The 14,783-nt window shown below is 41.5% G+C and carries 17 protein-coding genes; 14 read left to right on the top strand and 3 right to left on the bottom strand.

The window, feature by feature from the left end:
- The first annotated feature begins 6 nt into the window (after positions 1-6).
- The 6 genes from NST24_RS11310 to NST24_RS11285 all read left to right on the top strand — a co-directional run bounded on the left by NST24_RS11310 (position 7) and on the right by NST24_RS11285 (position 4,528).
- Positions 7-444, top strand: a complete 438-nt coding sequence (locus tag NST24_RS11310) for a BrxA/BrxB family bacilliredoxin (protein WP_007501138.1) — start codon at positions 7-9, stop codon at positions 442-444.
- Positions 445-641: 197 nt separating this feature from the next.
- On the top strand, positions 642-1,406 hold the full coding sequence (locus NST24_RS11305) for a transporter substrate-binding domain-containing protein (RefSeq protein WP_008342238.1): 765 nt from the start codon (positions 642-644) through the stop codon (positions 1,404-1,406).
- A gap of 120 nt (positions 1,407-1,526) precedes the next feature.
- On the top strand, positions 1,527-2,186 hold the full coding sequence (locus NST24_RS11300) for an amino acid ABC transporter permease (protein ID WP_024718895.1): 660 nt from the start codon (positions 1,527-1,529) through the stop codon (positions 2,184-2,186).
- The gene (locus tag NST24_RS11295; RefSeq protein WP_008342240.1) at positions 2,179-2,901 is read left to right on the top strand and encodes an amino acid ABC transporter ATP-binding protein; all 723 of its coding nucleotides are present in this window, start codon (positions 2,179-2,181) and stop codon (positions 2,899-2,901) included. The genes NST24_RS11300 and NST24_RS11295 overlap by 8 nt, the downstream gene beginning before the upstream one ends.
- 111 nt (positions 2,902-3,012) lie before the next feature.
- Entirely contained in the window at positions 3,013-3,966 is a 954-nt protein-coding gene (locus NST24_RS11290) for an aromatic acid exporter family protein (protein WP_007501130.1), read from the top strand.
- 52 nt (positions 3,967-4,018) lie between these two features.
- Complete coding sequence (locus NST24_RS11285; protein WP_008342241.1) at positions 4,019-4,528, top strand: L,D-transpeptidase; 510 nt, start codon at positions 4,019-4,021, stop codon at positions 4,526-4,528.
- Between the two features lie 39 nt (positions 4,529-4,567).
- Here the strand turns inward: NST24_RS11285 and prli42 are convergent, their stop codons facing one another.
- Positions 4,568-4,660, bottom strand: coding sequence for a stressosome-associated protein Prli42 (gene prli42 / locus NST24_RS11280; protein WP_017357951.1), 93 nt, complete (start codon positions 4,658-4,660; stop codon positions 4,568-4,570).
- Between the two features lie 101 nt (positions 4,661-4,761).
- On the opposite strand from prli42, the gene mce reads away from it, so the two are divergent.
- The 4 genes from mce to NST24_RS11260 are packed head-to-tail and all read left to right on the top strand — an operon-like array spanning position 4,762 to position 8,257.
- The gene (gene mce / locus NST24_RS11275) at positions 4,762-5,184 is read left to right on the top strand and encodes a methylmalonyl-CoA epimerase (RefSeq protein WP_217967007.1); all 423 of its coding nucleotides are present in this window, start codon (positions 4,762-4,764) and stop codon (positions 5,182-5,184) included.
- Positions 5,177-6,640, top strand: a complete 1,464-nt coding sequence (locus NST24_RS11270; protein ID WP_342461785.1) for an acyl-CoA carboxylase subunit beta — start codon at positions 5,177-5,179, stop codon at positions 6,638-6,640. Before mce ends, NST24_RS11270 begins: the two co-directional genes overlap by 8 nt.
- A 16-nt stretch (positions 6,641-6,656) precedes the next feature.
- On the top strand, positions 6,657-7,778 hold the full coding sequence (locus NST24_RS11265; protein ID WP_035390776.1) for a tripeptidase T: 1,122 nt from the start codon (positions 6,657-6,659) through the stop codon (positions 7,776-7,778).
- Between the two features lie 14 nt (positions 7,779-7,792).
- Complete coding sequence (locus NST24_RS11260; RefSeq protein WP_008342245.1) at positions 7,793-8,257, top strand: chemotaxis protein CheW; 465 nt, start codon at positions 7,793-7,795, stop codon at positions 8,255-8,257.
- Positions 8,258-8,383: 126 nt separating this feature from the next.
- Here NST24_RS11260 and NST24_RS11255 read toward each other — a convergent pair whose 3' ends face one another.
- The gene (locus NST24_RS11255; RefSeq protein WP_007501121.1) at positions 8,384-9,202 is read right to left on the bottom strand and encodes a membrane protein insertase YidC; all 819 of its coding nucleotides are present in this window, start codon (positions 9,200-9,202) and stop codon (positions 8,384-8,386) included.
- A 25-nt stretch (positions 9,203-9,227) separates the two neighbouring features.
- A complete protein-coding gene (locus NST24_RS11250; RefSeq protein WP_008342247.1) occupies positions 9,228-9,509 on the bottom strand; it encodes a hypothetical protein in 282 nt (93 codons plus the stop codon).
- Between the two features lie 120 nt (positions 9,510-9,629).
- Between NST24_RS11250 and NST24_RS11245 the strand changes: the two genes are divergently transcribed.
- The 4 genes from NST24_RS11245 (at position 9,630) to NST24_RS11230 (ending at position 14,354) form a co-directional block, all read left to right on the top strand.
- The gene (locus tag NST24_RS11245; RefSeq protein WP_007501120.1) at positions 9,630-10,886 is read left to right on the top strand and encodes a DNA polymerase IV; all 1,257 of its coding nucleotides are present in this window, start codon (positions 9,630-9,632) and stop codon (positions 10,884-10,886) included.
- A gap of 98 nt (positions 10,887-10,984) precedes the next feature.
- A complete protein-coding gene (gene gndA / locus NST24_RS11240; RefSeq protein ID WP_342461784.1) occupies positions 10,985-12,394 on the top strand; it encodes an NADP-dependent phosphogluconate dehydrogenase in 1,410 nt (469 codons plus the stop codon).
- Positions 12,395-12,709: 315 nt separating this feature from the next.
- Positions 12,710-13,555 (top strand): GRP family sugar transporter, encoded by an 846-nt coding sequence (locus NST24_RS11235; RefSeq protein WP_342462631.1) that lies wholly within the window; start codon positions 12,710-12,712, stop codon positions 13,553-13,555.
- A 13-nt stretch (positions 13,556-13,568) separates the two neighbouring features.
- Positions 13,569-14,354 carry an SDR family oxidoreductase gene (locus NST24_RS11230; protein ID WP_008342255.1) on the top strand — a complete coding sequence of 262 codons (786 nt, stop codon included), beginning with the start codon at positions 13,569-13,571 and terminating at the stop codon, positions 14,352-14,354.
- The last annotated feature ends 429 nt before the right edge of the window (positions 14,355-14,783 follow it).

Here is a 14,783-nt window from a genome sequence, read left to right as displayed (position 1 = left end):
ACGGTTATGAATATTGATTTTAATTTATTTATGAATGATATTGTGAAACAAGCACGAGAAGAGATTAAACAGGCAGGTTATACGGAACTGACTACAGCTGAAGAAGTCGATGAAGCACTGACGAAAAAAGGAACGACACTTGTCATGGTGAATTCAGTGTGCGGCTGTGCAGGCGGTATTGCTAGACCAGCGGCTGGTTATTCTGTTCATTACGATAAGCGTCCAGATCAATTGCTCACAGTGTTTGCTGGACAGGACAAAGAAGCAACCGCAAGAGCACGTGAATACTTTGAAGGCTTCCCGCCATCTTCACCATCATTTGCTCTATTAAAAGACGGGAAAATCATTAAAATGGTCGAACGTCACGAAATCGAAGGACATGAACCGATGGAAGTGGTGTCAAAACTTCAAGCCGCTTTCGATGAGTATTGCGAAGAAGTGTAACATGTTACTTTTGAATGAATCATTTAGAGGCAGTCCGGTCTTTTGATCGGTCTGTTTTTTTTGTTTTATATGACATACGAATCAAAATAATTTTAGCAAAATACTATTGCATATCAAAAAGAAAGTGTTTAAAATACATTATAGTGAATAAATATTCAAATCTACTCATGATTTTAAATACTAGGAGGCATTATCATATGAAAAAGTGGTTATTATTACTTATGACAGCTGGTCTTGCAGCTGCACTAGCAGCATGCGGAACTTCTTCTAATAATTCAAACGCATCAGGAGACGACAAAACACTCATTATGGCGACTTCAGCAGATTATCCGCCATTTGAATCAAAAGACGGTGATAAAATTATCGGTTTTGATGTCGACCTTGCTACAGCTCTAGCGAAAAAGAACGGCTATAAGCTAGAAATTCAAGATATGGACTTTGCAAGCCTCGTGTCAGCTCTTAAAACAAATAAAGCTGATATTGTGCTTGCAGGCATGACACCTACTGAAAAGCGTAAAAAACAAGTTGATTTCTCAGATGTTTACTACAATGCTGAAAACTTGGTTGTATCAAAAAAATCTAGCGGTATAAAAACAGAGAAAGATTTAAAAGACAAAACGGTTGGCGTTCAATTAGGTTCTATCCAGCAAGATGAAGCAAACGGATTGCAAAAGAAATATAACTTAACGGTTGAAGATCGTAATAAAATCTCTGATATCATTCAAGAAATTAAAGCAGGCCGTTTTGATGCAGCCATTATTGAAGATAAAGTAGCGGCTGGCTACTTGAAAAAGGAAAAAGATTTCCAAGCATTTGGATTGAATAGCTCAAACGAAGGTTCAGCCATTGCATTCAAAAAAAATAGCGACTTAACAGCGAAATTCAATAAATCATTAAAAGAAATGAAGGATAATGGCGAACTTGATAAACTCATTAAAAAATGGTTTGCTGATGAAAAGTAAGTCAGGAAAAGGATCAGCGTCATTCATGAAAATCAAGTAGAAAGCGCTGAAAAGTTCAACATGTGTTGAACTTTTTTCCTGTTTATTCTTTGATTTTATCTGAAGGAAAAAAAGGAGAATATCATGATGGATTTTAAAGATGTAATACCTCAGATGCCCTTTATTTTAGAAGGTCTTAAAGTAACGCTTTCTATTGTTGTGGTATCACTGTTCCTTGGTTTTATTTTAGGAATCTTATTAACGCTCTGTAAAATTAGTGTGTTTAAGCCGCTTATCTGGCTAGCCGATTTTTATACGTCAATCTTCCGAGGCACACCGCTTGTGCTTCAGCTTTTGATCATCTATTTCGGTCTTCCGCAGCTGCTCGGCTTTCAAATTGATCAATACTGGGCAGCTGTAGCCGCCTTTTCACTAAACTCGGCGGCGTACGTTTCTGAGATCATTCGTGCGGGAATCAATGCCATTGATAAAGGGCAAAAAGAAGCAGCCGTTGCTTTAGGTATCCCGTATGCTAAAATGATGAAGGACTTATTGCTTCCGCAAGCATTCAAAAATATTTCCCCAGCACTAGTGAACGAAACGATTACACTGACAAAAGAATCAGCGATTGTCACAGTCATTGGACTGGGCGATGTCATGAGACGAGCCTATCAAGCAGGTGCCGTCACCTATAACTATCTTGAACCGCTTATTTTTGCGGGTCTCATCTATTATGTCATCGTGCTTATTCTTACCTTCGTCGGCAAATCGGTGGAAAGGAAGTTAAAATCAAATGATTAAAATAGAGAAACTCACAAAATCTTTCGGTAAAAATGAAGTGTTGAAAGGGATTGATACCACGATTAAAGAAGGCGAAGTGGTAGCTGTCATCGGGCCGTCTGGTTCAGGAAAATCAACATTTCTTCGCTGTATTAACTTACTTGAAAAGCCGACTTCTGGAGTGATTACGATTCAGGGGACGGAAATTACCAATCCAAAAACAAATGCACTAAAAGTGCGCGAGAATATTGGTATGGTGTTTCAACATTTTCACTTATTCCCGCACAAAACAGTGCTAGAAAATATTACGTATGCGCCGATGAATGTAAAGAACCAATCGAAGGAAGACAGCATCAAGCAGGCAGAGGATCTTTTAAAAAAGGTCGGACTTTTAGAGAAAAAAGATGATTATCCGAACCGGCTGTCAGGTGGTCAAAAGCAGCGTGTCGCCATTGCACGTGCCCTTGCGATGACACCAGACATCATGCTTTTTGACGAGCCGACGTCTGCTCTTGATCCAGAAATGGTAAAGGAAGTATTAGAGGTCATGAAAGAGCTCGCTCAATCTGGGATGACGCTGATGATCGTCACACATGAAATGGGCTTTGCAAAAGAAGTGGCAGACCGTGTGATCTTTATGGATGATGGGAAAATTGTAGAGGATGCAAATCCTGTAGAATTCTTTGAATCTCCGTCTTCACAGCGTGCTCAAGATTTCTTGCAAAAAATATTATAATGAAAAAAACGAGGGGGAGACTTAACATCTCCTTCTTTTTTTGATTATAATGGGGAAAGTAAAAAAAGTTCATCATTTCACAAAAGTAGACAGAAAAGAGTGAATCACATCATGTTTAAAATCGGCTACCGAACGCTGAAAACAGCATTAGGAACAGCTCTAGCCATTTATATTGCACAAATGCTCGGTCTGCAAAACTATTCAGCTGCCGGCATTATTACGATCCTTTGTATTCAGGTGACGAAAAAAAGGTCACTCCTCGCATCGGGGGCCCGCTTTGCTGCATGCAGTCTTGCCATCTTATTTTCTTATTTGTTTTTTGATCTGATTGGGTATCATCCTTTCGTCATTGGACTGATGCTGCTCGTCTTTATTCCAACAACGGTCTTGCTTCGGATTAAAGAAGGGATTGTCACAAGTTCAGTGATCATCCTTCATTTGTATATGTCTGGAGGCATTACGCTTCATCTCATCTGGAATGAGCTTTTACTCATCACCATCGGTGTAGGGGTCGCACTCATTATGAACCTGTATATGCCTAGCGTTGATAAAAAGCTGAAACAATACAGTGAACAAATTGAAGCGAATTTTGCGAAAATCTTTGAAGAAATCGAGCAATATTTAATGACCGGAAAACAAGACTGGACAGGAAAAGAAATTCCAGAGACGCATCAATTGATTAAAGAAGCGAAAGCTCTTGCATACCGTGATGTTGAAAATCATGTCTTAAGACATGAAAATCTGTATTATCATTATTTCAACATGAGACAAAAGCAATTTGAAATCATTGAGCGGGTGCTTCCGAAAATTACGTCCATATCTGTTACAACGGAGCATGGGCAAATCATTGCAGAATATATTAGAGATTTACGAGAACATATTCACCCAGGGAACACGGCGCATAAGTTCTTAAGACGCCTGATTGATATGAAAGAAGAGTTTGATGCACTGCCGCTTCCACAAACACGTGAAGAATTTGAAGCTAGAGCCGCACTCTTTCATTTTCTCGGGGAAATGGAACAATATTTGGTACTGAAAAGCTATTTTAAAGGGATGAAAGAATAAAGACGCATGAGTTCCTCCTTCATTGGTCAATCTAATGAAAAAGGAGGAGCCTATGCGTCTTTTATTTTATACTGTGCTGACCATGTCCCTTTCACCCATCTGGCCGCTCGGGCAAAACCCGCTTCCAGGAGATCCGTATGTCATTATTAATAAACAAACGAACGAGCTTGCGTATATTGATCATGGGAAAATTCAAAAAGTCTACCCGGCTTCTACTGGCAAAACAGCTGATTTAACGCCAGAAGGGGAATTTACGATTATGATCAAAGCGAAAGATCCTTATTACAGAAGAAAAAATATTGAAGGCGGCGCAAAGAATAACCCACTCGGCCGAAGGTGGATTGGATTTGATGCGCGAGGAACCGACGGGAGAACCTATGGCATTCATGGAACAAGTGATGAGACATCGATAGGGAAATTTATTACGGCAGGCTGTGTACGTCTTCATAATCAAGATGTAGAACGGCTATTTGATCAGCTTCCAGTTGGTACAAAGGTATGGATCACGACATCAAGCGATGCATTTGAAAAGCTGGCCAAAGACAAACAGGCCATTCGTTAAAAAACGAATCACCTGCTTGTCTGCTTTTTTATCAACACTTTATAAAAAGGCTGCCGCTCCTGCTAAAAGTGAAGAAATTAACAGTAAGCTAATCATGAGCAATACCATAAATTTCATGAATTTCTGAGACATATCGCACCCCTATAATCAAATGTTTTTGCGACGAGCGCACCTTTCTTTATTCTAGCTCGTTTTTACGCAGGCGACAAGTGATGTACAAAGGAAGTGAACGGATGAATCAAATCGATCATATAGCCATTGCCGTTTTTTCTATTCAAAAAACAGCACGTACGTTCTCTAGGCTGTTTAACTGGGAATTTTCAGACATAGAAGTACTTCCGAATCAAGGGGTCAAAGTATCTTTTGCTTCCCTAGGTGATCTGCACATTGAGTTGATTGAACCGATGTCAAATCACAGCACATTACATACCTTTTTAATAAAAAGAGGAGAGGGGCTTCATCATATTGCATTAAAGTCAGGTGACATTCAGGCTGATCTCAGTCAACTTGACGAGCTCGGTGTACAGCTCATTCAAAAAGGCGCACAAAATGGTGCGAACGGAAAGCGCATTGCGTTTATTTCACCAAAAGAAACGTCAGGTGTGCTAATTGAATTGTGTGAGCCTTTGAAAGGAGAGAAACAGGAAGATGCATGAATCGTTCAATGACTTGTCTGAATGGCGCGAGAAAGCTTTAAGGGGAGGCGGTGAAAAACGAGCAGCGGCTCACCGAAACAAAGGAAAGCTGACTGTTCGTCAGCGGCTTCATGAACTTCTTGATGAAGGCAGCTTTATGGAAATCCAGTCATTTGCTAAAGGCTCCCGCTCAGAACATTTAGGGGATGGCGTTGTCACTGGGACGGGACTGATTCATGGGAGACAAGTAGGCGTTTATGCACAAGATGCGACCGTGTACGGGGGTTCGCTAGGGGACATGCATGCGAAAAAAATAGCGGCTTTAATGGATTTGGCTGCTAAAAATCAAATGCCTGTTATCGGTCTAAAAGACTCAGGTGGTGCGAGAATTCAAGAGGGTGTGGTATCATTAGAGGGATACGGTCAGATTTTTAAACGGAATGTGCTGTACTCTGGTCAAATTCCGCAAATATCCGTTATTTTAGGCTCCTGTGCGGGAGGTGCAGTATATTCACCTGCATTGACGGATTTTGTATTCATGACGGAGCAAACAGCTCATATGTTTTTAACTGGTCCGAAAGTGATAGAAAAAGCAACAGGAGAGACGGTCTGTCCTGACCGACTTGGAGGTGCAGCGGTTCAGCATCAAACAAGCGGGAATGTGCACTATACAGGGAAAGATGAGAAAGACGTGTTAAAAGCAGTTCGAACGCTTTTAACGTACATACCAACGAAACGACGGCCTGTCATTCATCGTAAGGTGCAAAAGCATGATGCGAGCGATCTTGGGAACATCTTGCCAAAGGAGCCATCACGTACTTATGATGTCAAACAAGTGGTGACAGCGATCACCGACCACGGCTCATTTTTTGAAACGCAGCGTTGTTTCTCCAAAAATATCGTCACAGGTTTTGCCAGATTACAAGGGTCTTCCATTGGTCTTGTAGCCAATCAGCCTAAGGTGCTGGCAGGAAGCCTTGACCTCAATGCTGCTGATAAAGCGGCTCGGTTTATTCGATTTTGCGATGCATTTCATATTCCCATTTTAACCCTTGTGGACGTTCCTGGTTTTTTGCCAGGTGAGAAAGCTGAGCATGCAGGCATTATCCGCCACGGCGCAAAGCTTCTGTATGCGTACGCTGAGGCGACCGTTCCAAAGATCACTGTGATTTTGCGAAAGGCATTTGGCGGTGCATACGTTGCGATGAATAGTAAGGGCTTAGGTGCTGACTTTGTGTATGCATGGCCAGAGGCAGAAATTGATGTCATGGGAAAATCGTTTGCAGACGAAATTGTTCATCCTGCTTTGCGTGAGGTGGACAATGAACCTAGTGTCATGAAGGCAGCACAATTAGGATTAATCGACGATATTTTAATGCCAGATGAAACGAGAGAGCGGCTCATTCGCTCATTTGACCTGCTTCGCAGTAAGGAAGAAGATAGACCGTTAAAAAAGCATGGAAACATGCCGCTATAAGAGGAGGAACATCATCATGATCAATGAGAAACGCTTATTAGACGAATTTTTAGAACTTGTTCAAATCGATTCAGAAACGAAACATGAAGAAAAAATTGTTGAAGTCCTAAAAGAGAAATTTACTGGTTTAGGGCTTAATGTAGTCGAAGATGATTCAAAAGAGACAACCGGTCATGGAGCAGGCAATCTTATTTGCACACTTGAAGGGAATCAAGAGGCAGATACGATTTATTTTACTTCTCATATGGATACAGTTGTACCAGGTAATGGTGTCAAGCCAGTCATTGAAGACGGTTATGTCAAGACAGATGGCACAACCATTCTTGGTGCTGACGATAAAACAGGGCTTGCTGCAATGTTTGAAGCGATCCGTGTCCTAAAAGAGAAAAATGTACCGCATGGCAAGATTGAATTTGTCATTACAGCTGGTGAAGAATCAGGACTTGTAGGAGCAAAAGCGTTAGATCCGAAACTGATGACAGCAAAATATGGTTATGCGCTTGATTCAGATGGCAAGGTCGGTACCATCATCGTGGCTGCGCCAACACAGGCGAAAGTACGTGCAACCATTTACGGAAAAACAGCTCACGCAGGTGTGGCACCTGAAAAAGGCGTCTCTGCGATTACGATTGCATCAAAAGCGATCGCGAGCATGCCGCTTGGCCGTATTGATGAAGAAACAACGGCGAATATCGGCCGCTTTGAAGGCGGAACACAAACGAATATTGTCTGTGATCAAGTGGATATTTTGGCAGAGGCACGTTCTTTAGAACCGGCAAAAATGGAAGCGCAAGTAGCGAAAATGAAAGAAGCCTTTGAAAAAACCGCTAAAGAAATGGGCGGAAGTGCCGATGTACAAATTGACATCATGTATCCAGGCTTTAAATTCTCACACGGCGATCAAGTCGTTGAAGTGGCGAAAAAAGCGGCTGCGAAAATTGGCCGTCCTTCAGAACTACAGACAAGCGGGGGAGGCAGTGATGCAAACGTCATTGCTGGAAACGGCATCCCGACCGTCAACCTAGCTGTTGGATATGAAGATATTCATACGAAAAATGAGAAAATGCCGATTGAAGAATTAGTCAAGACAGCTGAAATGGTTCTGGCCATTATCGAAGAAACGACAAATCCATCGTAAAGGCAGGAGACTCTGTGAGCACGCAAAAAATCATTATTTTCCAAGTGGGACAAGAGGATTTTGGTATCAGCGTAGAACATATACGCTCAATTGAGAAGGTCCCTTATTTACAAGAAGTATCGAACCTTCCAAAAGAGATTAAAGGACTCATGTCGTTAAGAGGAGAGGTCATTCCAGTCAGTGACACAGGTGTCATGCTGCACGGAAAACCTCTGGATGTAACCGAACAGTCTAAGGTTCTACTATTTGAATTAAACGATCAAATGATTGGCTGCCTTGTTTCTGATGCAAAAGATATCATTGATATCGAGCTAAGTGAGATCAAGCCATTTCATATGAACACAAAAGCATCTGAATATTTCTTCGGCGTCGTTGAGAGAGAGAACAAGATGATTTTACAAGTGGACCCTAATAAGTTTCTAGGGAAAATTGAGGATCTTGATCAATTGCCTGAGCGATTGAAAGAGGAATTGGCATAAACAAAGGCCCCTTATCCATGGATAAGGGGTCATTTTGCGTGCCGGAGATCACGCATCTTTTATTTGTTGCGCTCTACAGAAGACAAATAAAGCCCCCTTATCATGTTCGGGTAAGGGGGCTATCATTTATTCAGCTGCTGGGTTAATTGAATCGTTTGCCGCAGCTTTTGTTTTTGATTTTTGGTACATCACATTTAAAATAATCGTTTGAATGGTGAGTAAAAGTCCACTTGTCATCCAATATAAAGGAAGTGCAGCGGGAGCATTAATTGATAGAAACAGCATCATGACTGGGAAAATCATGCCCATGATTTTTGCTTGTTTCAGTGCGGCTTCTGTTTGGGTGCCTGATTGCTTTGCGAATTTTTGTGTGACATAAAATTGCAAGAAATACATGGCCCCTGCAAAGATCGCCACCAAAAGATCAGTTTGTCCTAAGTTAAACCATAAGAACGAATGTGTTGCGATCTCAGGTGTTGAGCGGATTGCTGAGTAAAAGCCAAGAACAATTGGGATTTGAATCAGCATCGGCAGACAGCCCATTGCCAGCGGGTTCACATTGTTGTCTTTATATACTTTCATCATTTCCATTTGCAGTTCTTTTTGTTTTTCAGGTTCTTTCGTTTTTTTCAATTTGCTTTGTATTTGGTCAATCTGAGGTTTAACGAGTGCCATTTTCTCTTGCATCACTCTCTGCTTTTTAAATTGGTTTGCAAAAAGCGGGAAAATAAGCAGCCGGACAATCAATGTCACGAACATAATAGATAAACCGTAGTCATCATGGAAAAAGTTCGCAAGCCAGATAATCAACTCAGAAAAAGGCTGAACAAAATAATGATGGAAAAACCCATCAGAGCTTGTATTTGTTTGCGCACTTGCAGCAAATGCCGGTGACGCTACCATCATCAAAAATAAAGTCGTACAAATAGTTAATAAACGTTTCAATTCATTTCCTCCTCAATAATAAAATCTAATAAGAGAGAGGAAGCGAATGGTCTTCATCATCATTTGATGATCTTTTCATTCGAATGACTTTACTAATCCAAGTTGTAATGCGATCATATATGATAAACAGAAAGTCTGTTCGATTCAAACAAGATGCATCCAACTCTTCTAAACGATGTCCTCCGAGGTGCTCGTTCATTCGGCAGTCTTTTAATAAGAAAGCAATACCGATGGCGGTCAGCGCTGGAAGAATAATCGTAAAGAATTCAACAAGGAAAAAGACTTCATTGAATGTATCAATAATCATGATTATCACATCCATTTCATTACTCACAGTGTACTATACACCATATGAAATGTCTAATGGAACAAACAGGTGAAATCACGGTGAAGTGAAGGAAAGTAGATCACCTAAGGAGGCAAGCAAATGGCTGATTCTCAAAAGAAGGGGCGAATCATTTTTCATATTGATATGAATAGTTTTTATGCATCGGTAGAAATGGCGTATGATCCTTCTTTGAGAGGGAAACCTTTAGCCATTAGCGGAAATGCAAAAGAGCGCAAAGGGATTGTTGTGACCTGCAGCTACGAGGCAAGAGCACTCGGGGTGAAGCCGCCGATGCCACTCTGGGAAGCGAAGCGGCTATGTCCGGGACTGATTGTGCGTACACCCAACTTCGACCGATACCGCAGCTCCTCACAAGAAATGTTTACCATACTAAGAGAATATAGTGACTTAGTTGAACCCGTTTCAATTGATGAAGGCTATATTGATTTAACCGATACACCTTATGCTGAGCATGCCGTGAAAACCGCTCATGATATTCAAACGAGGCTCGTAGAAGAGCTCATGCTTCCTTCGAGTATTGGCATTGCACCAAATAAATTTCTAGCGAAGATGGCGTCTAATTGGAAAAAGCCAATGGGCATTACCATTTTGCGTAAACGAGATGTCCCGACAATGCTCTGGCCGCTCCCTGCAGGTGACATGCATGGGGTTGGACAGAAAACGGCAGATAAGCTGAAAACCATCGGAATTCATACAATTGAAGATTTAGCGAAAGCGAATGAATATGCGCTAAAAGAGTTATTAGGCATCAATGGACCGAGGTTAAAGCAAAAGGCAAACGGAGAGCATGACGGCATTGTCGACCCAGAAAGAATATACGAATTTAAATCTGTCGGCAATTCTTCCACTCTTCCTCACGATTCTGATGATACAGATGAACTCGTCTCATTAATAGAGAAACTGTCCCAATCGGTGAGTGCCAGATTACGAAGAAAAGAAGTGATGGCAAACCGGCTGCTCATTATGATTCGGTATGCAAGCTGGAAAAATATCACACGGAGCGTCACACTCACGAATCCTACTGATCGAAAGGAAGATCTATTTGAGGCGGCAAAGCAGCTATTCCTAAAGCATTGGAATGACCAGCCAGTAAGACTTTTAGGTGTGACGGGGACCGATCTTGTGGAACGAAAATCAGCCGTCAAGCAGCTTGATTTATTCTCTTATACAGAAGATGCAAAAGACGAACCGCTCCAATCTCTTTTAGACGGACTGAAAGAAAAATATGGTAAACCACTCATCCAAAGAGGAGTGACCATTAAGGAAAAAGAGAGCAAAACAAGTGGTACAAGTTTTAATAAAGACTTTTTTCAGGACGAAAGAGGAAATGACTAGCCTGAAAACTTGATAAAAGAGGTGATGTTGTGGTAATTTCAAAGGGTACATCATTTCAGCAGTAATCAATATAGTGTGTTAGAAGGGACGTCAGAATTATGTCAAAACAACAAATCGGTGTCGTTGGACTAGCCGTTATGGGAAAAAACCTTGCCCTAAATATTGAAAGCCGCGGTTTCTCCGTGTCCGTTTATAACAGATCTAGCAGCAAAACAGAAGAGTTTCTTCAAGAATCAAAAGGGAAAAACGTTGTAGGCACATACAGCATTGAAGAATTTGTTCAATCGCTTGAAACGCCGCGTAAAATTCTTTTAATGGTAAAAGCAGGTGCAGCAACAGATGCAACCATTCAATCATTACTGCCTCATCTAGAGAAAGGTGACATTTTAATTGATGGTGGAAATACATATTACAAGGATACACAAAGACGTAACCAAGAGCTTGCGGAAAGTGGTATTCACTTCATTGGTACAGGTGTTTCTGGCGGTGAAGAAGGCGCACTTAAAGGTCCTTCTATCATGCCTGGCGGTCAAAAAGAAGCGCACGAGCTAGTGAAACCAATTTTAGAAGCCATCTCTGCGAAAGTAGATGGTGAGCCTTGTACAACGTATATCGGTCCAGATGGAGCAGGACATTATGTCAAAATGGTTCATAACGGTATCGAGTACGGAGACATGCAATTGATCTCTGAATCATACTTTATCTTGAAGCATGTCGCTGGTTTATCAGCAGATGAGCTTCATGAAGTATTCTCAGAGTGGAATAAAGGCGAACTTGACAGCTACTTAATCGAAATCACAGCTGACATTTTCACAAAAGTGGATGAGGAAACGAACCAGCCGCTAGTAGATGTCATCTTAGATAAAGCTGGCCAAAAAGGAACTGGAAAATGGACAAGCCAAAGCTCACTTGATTTAGGTGTCCCGCTTCCAATCATTACGGAGTCTGTTTTCGCTCGTTTTATTTCTGCGATGAAAGATGAGCGTGTGGAAGCAAGTCAATTAATTCAAGGGCCTGAGCCAACTCAATCAGCTGAAGATAAACAAGCATTAATTGAAGCTGTTAGAAAAGCTCTCTTCATGAGTAAAATCTGCTCATATGCACAAGGTTTTGCGCAAATGAAAGCAGCGTCTGATGAGTATAACTGGGATTTGAAATACGGTGAAATTGCGATGATCTTCCGCGGTGGATGTATCATTCGTGCAGCCTTCCTGCAGCAAATCAAAGAAGCATATGACCGTAACCCTGAATTGAAAAACCTATTGCTTGATCCTTACTTCAAGGATATCGTAGAAAGCTATCAATCATCACTTCGTAAAGTGATTTCACTTGCAGTAGAACAAGGTGTTCCTGTTCCTTCATTCTCAAGTGCACTAGCTTACTTTGATAGCTATCGTACAGCTGTCCTTCCAGCTAACTTAATTCAAGCACAGCGTGACTACTTCGGCGCACATACGTATGAGCGCACAGATAAAGAAGGCGTCTTCCATACTGAATGGATGAAATAAGTATAAAACCTCAAAAGACCTTACCTTGGTAAGGTCTTAGATTGTTGACAAAGGGCTAAAATGAACTTGATTTTAGCCCTTTGTCTTCTTTTAAGCGTGATAGAAAACCTTTGCACGCTAGGAAGGCCGAGTCCTGGAGCGGAGCGAATTTGACATTTGTGAGCACCAGCACGCAGGACTGACAACGAATGCGAGGGTTTGTCTACACGCTGTGACCTTACCTTTGGTAAGGTCTTTTTTGTGTTTATATCTATTCGGCTAAAAATCCGAAAAAGAGGGATGCTAAGTAAAAAAGAACAGAAAGTAGGGATAGAAGTGGGCATTTTATATGCACTTCTCCCAGCGATATTTTGGGGAAGTATTGTTCTCATCAGTGTCAAACTTGGCGGGAATGCCTATCAGCAAACACTCGGCATTACCCTCGGCGCTTTTTTGTTTTCAATCGGCGCCTATTTGATCAAAATGCCGGAACTGACACCGCTTATTTTTGCGGTTTCCGTTATCTCTGGGATCTTTTGGAGTATTGGGCAAATGAATCAGCTATCAAGTGTCGCCTTTCTAGGGGTGTCAAAGGCTGTTCCTTTATCAACGGGTATGCAGCTTGTGAGCACGACATTATTTGGTGTCATCGTCTTCAAAGAATGGCAGACCATGACGGTCATACTTATTGGTTCTTGTGCCATTTTATTTATTATTGCTGGCGTTGTCATGACATCCCTCGGTCAAAAAAAGAATGGCGGGAACGAAGGCGGCAATTTTAAAAAGGGAATCATCATTTTGCTCATCTCAACCGTAGGCTACGTCGGATACGTCGTCATTTTAAGATGGTTTCATATAGATGGCTGGTCTGCGCTCGTTCCGCAATCTGTCGGCATGCTGCTTTCATCGTTAGCGATTAGTCTAAAGCAAGACCCGTTTAGCAAATATACGTTCAGAAATATCATTGCTGGTCTTGTGTGGTCCACAGGAAATCTAGGACTTCTTTTGGCGATTCCACTCATTGGCGTAGCAGTAAGTTTTTCCATGTCTCAAACAGGAATTGTCATCTCGACTTTAGGCGGTATTTATTTATTAAAAGAGAAAGCATCAAAAACAAGCTTTGTCATTGCAGGCTGCTTGATGATTATCGCAGGCGGTGTGTTGCTAGGTTTTACAAAATAGGAGGTTTAAGCGAATGTATCCAGATTTGGAAGGAAAAACAGTTCTCATCACAGGAGCAGGTACAGGGATAGGTCAGGCGATGGCACGCCGGTTTGGACAAGAAAAAGCCAATGTAGTGATCAATTATTTCTCAGATAAAGAAAACCCGGACGACACGATTGCTGAGATTCAAAAAAGTGGCGGACAGGCTGTCAAAATTCAAGGGGATGTTTCAAAAGAAGAGGATATGAAGGCGATGATTGATCAAGCTGTTGATACATATGGCAGTCTTGATGTCATGATCAATAATGCAGGAATCGAAAATGAAGTTCCTTCAACTGAAATGACGCTAGATAACTGGAACAAAGTGATGTCCACCAATTTAACAGGTATGTTTTTAGGGTGCCGTGATGCATTAAAGTATATGACAGAACACGGGATCGAGGGGTCGATTATTAATATGTCGTCGGTCCATCAGCAAATTCCGTGGCCTCATTTTGTCCATTATGCAGCAAGTAAAGGAGGCGCCAAGCTTTTGACGGAAACGCTGGCACTAGAATATGCCCCTAAAAAAATTCGCGTAAACAGCATTGCACCAGGCGCAATTGATACCCCGATCAATGCCGAAAAATTTGATGATCCAGCATTGAAAAAGGGCGTCATTGAGCTGATACCGATTGGTTATATCGGAAAACCGGAAGAAGTGGCAGCATGTGCTGTCTGGCTTGCATCAAAAGAGGCGAGCTATGTGACAGGGTTGACGTTATATGTAGACGGCGGTATGACCAAGTACCCTGGATTCCAAGCAGGAAAAGGATAATCGTGATGATCACGGGCTGGGCCCAGAGGATAACACAACATCAAATTATGATCTAGTATGTGCATGTGAAGACTAGTGAAAAGCGTGTGTATAAACATTCACACGCTTTTATCCGTTTATACGCCCTATTCAAATATGCTCGTTTCTTTTACAGGCTTTACACAAATTTTGATTGCAAAGATATGAATAGATTCGAAAAGTAGCAGCAAAAGACGTTTACCTATCCATCAAATTGAGTGGGAATAGCATCTGTTTCCATCTCGGGGCAGTTACTTCTCATGATTTATGGATTTTTGAATGAGCTAAGTCATTAGCACTTATTTTAACAAAGTTCTCAAAGACTGTCTTCTGAAGAAGAAGCTACTTTATGGTTCATTCGGAGAGTATTTTTTAAAAGAAAAGGGGTCTCGTTCATATCTGGATGAGATC

The organism is Bacillus sp. FSL R5-0286 (assembly GCF_038593245.1).
In the GTDB taxonomy this organism is placed as follows: Bacteria; Bacillota; Bacilli; order Bacillales; family Bacillaceae; genus Bacillus; species Bacillus altitudinis.
Note: the sequence above shows the minus strand (reverse complement) of the source record. Positions and strands in the feature narration are given on the sequence as shown.

Coding starts and splice junctions, on each gene's coding strand:
- NST24_RS11285 (WP_008342241.1), top strand. CDS start 4,019: ATGCGTCTTTTATTTTATACTGTGCTGACCATGTCCCTTTCACCCATC.
- NST24_RS11230 (WP_008342255.1), top strand. CDS start 13,569: ATGTATCCAGATTTGGAAGGAAAAACAGTTCTCATCACAGGAGCAGGT.
- NST24_RS11265 (WP_035390776.1), top strand. CDS start 6,657: ATGATCAATGAGAAACGCTTATTAGACGAATTTTTAGAACTTGTTCAA.
- NST24_RS11295 (WP_008342240.1), top strand. CDS start 2,179: ATGATTAAAATAGAGAAACTCACAAAATCTTTCGGTAAAAATGAAGTG.
- NST24_RS11290 (WP_007501130.1), top strand. CDS start 3,013: ATGTTTAAAATCGGCTACCGAACGCTGAAAACAGCATTAGGAACAGCT.
- NST24_RS11245 (WP_007501120.1), top strand. CDS start 9,630: ATGGCTGATTCTCAAAAGAAGGGGCGAATCATTTTTCATATTGATATG.
- gndA (WP_342461784.1), top strand. CDS start 10,985: ATGTCAAAACAACAAATCGGTGTCGTTGGACTAGCCGTTATGGGAAAA.
- prli42 (WP_017357951.1), bottom strand. CDS start 4,660: ATGTCTCAGAAATTCATGAAATTTATGGTATTGCTCATGATTAGCTTA.
- NST24_RS11310 (WP_007501138.1), top strand. CDS start 7: ATGAATATTGATTTTAATTTATTTATGAATGATATTGTGAAACAAGCA.
- mce (WP_217967007.1), top strand. CDS start 4,762: ATGAATCAAATCGATCATATAGCCATTGCCGTTTTTTCTATTCAAAAA.
- NST24_RS11305 (WP_008342238.1), top strand. CDS start 642: ATGAAAAAGTGGTTATTATTACTTATGACAGCTGGTCTTGCAGCTGCA.
- NST24_RS11270 (WP_342461785.1), top strand. CDS start 5,177: ATGCATGAATCGTTCAATGACTTGTCTGAATGGCGCGAGAAAGCTTTA.
- NST24_RS11250 (WP_008342247.1), bottom strand. CDS start 9,509: ATGATTATTGATACATTCAATGAAGTCTTTTTCCTTGTTGAATTCTTT.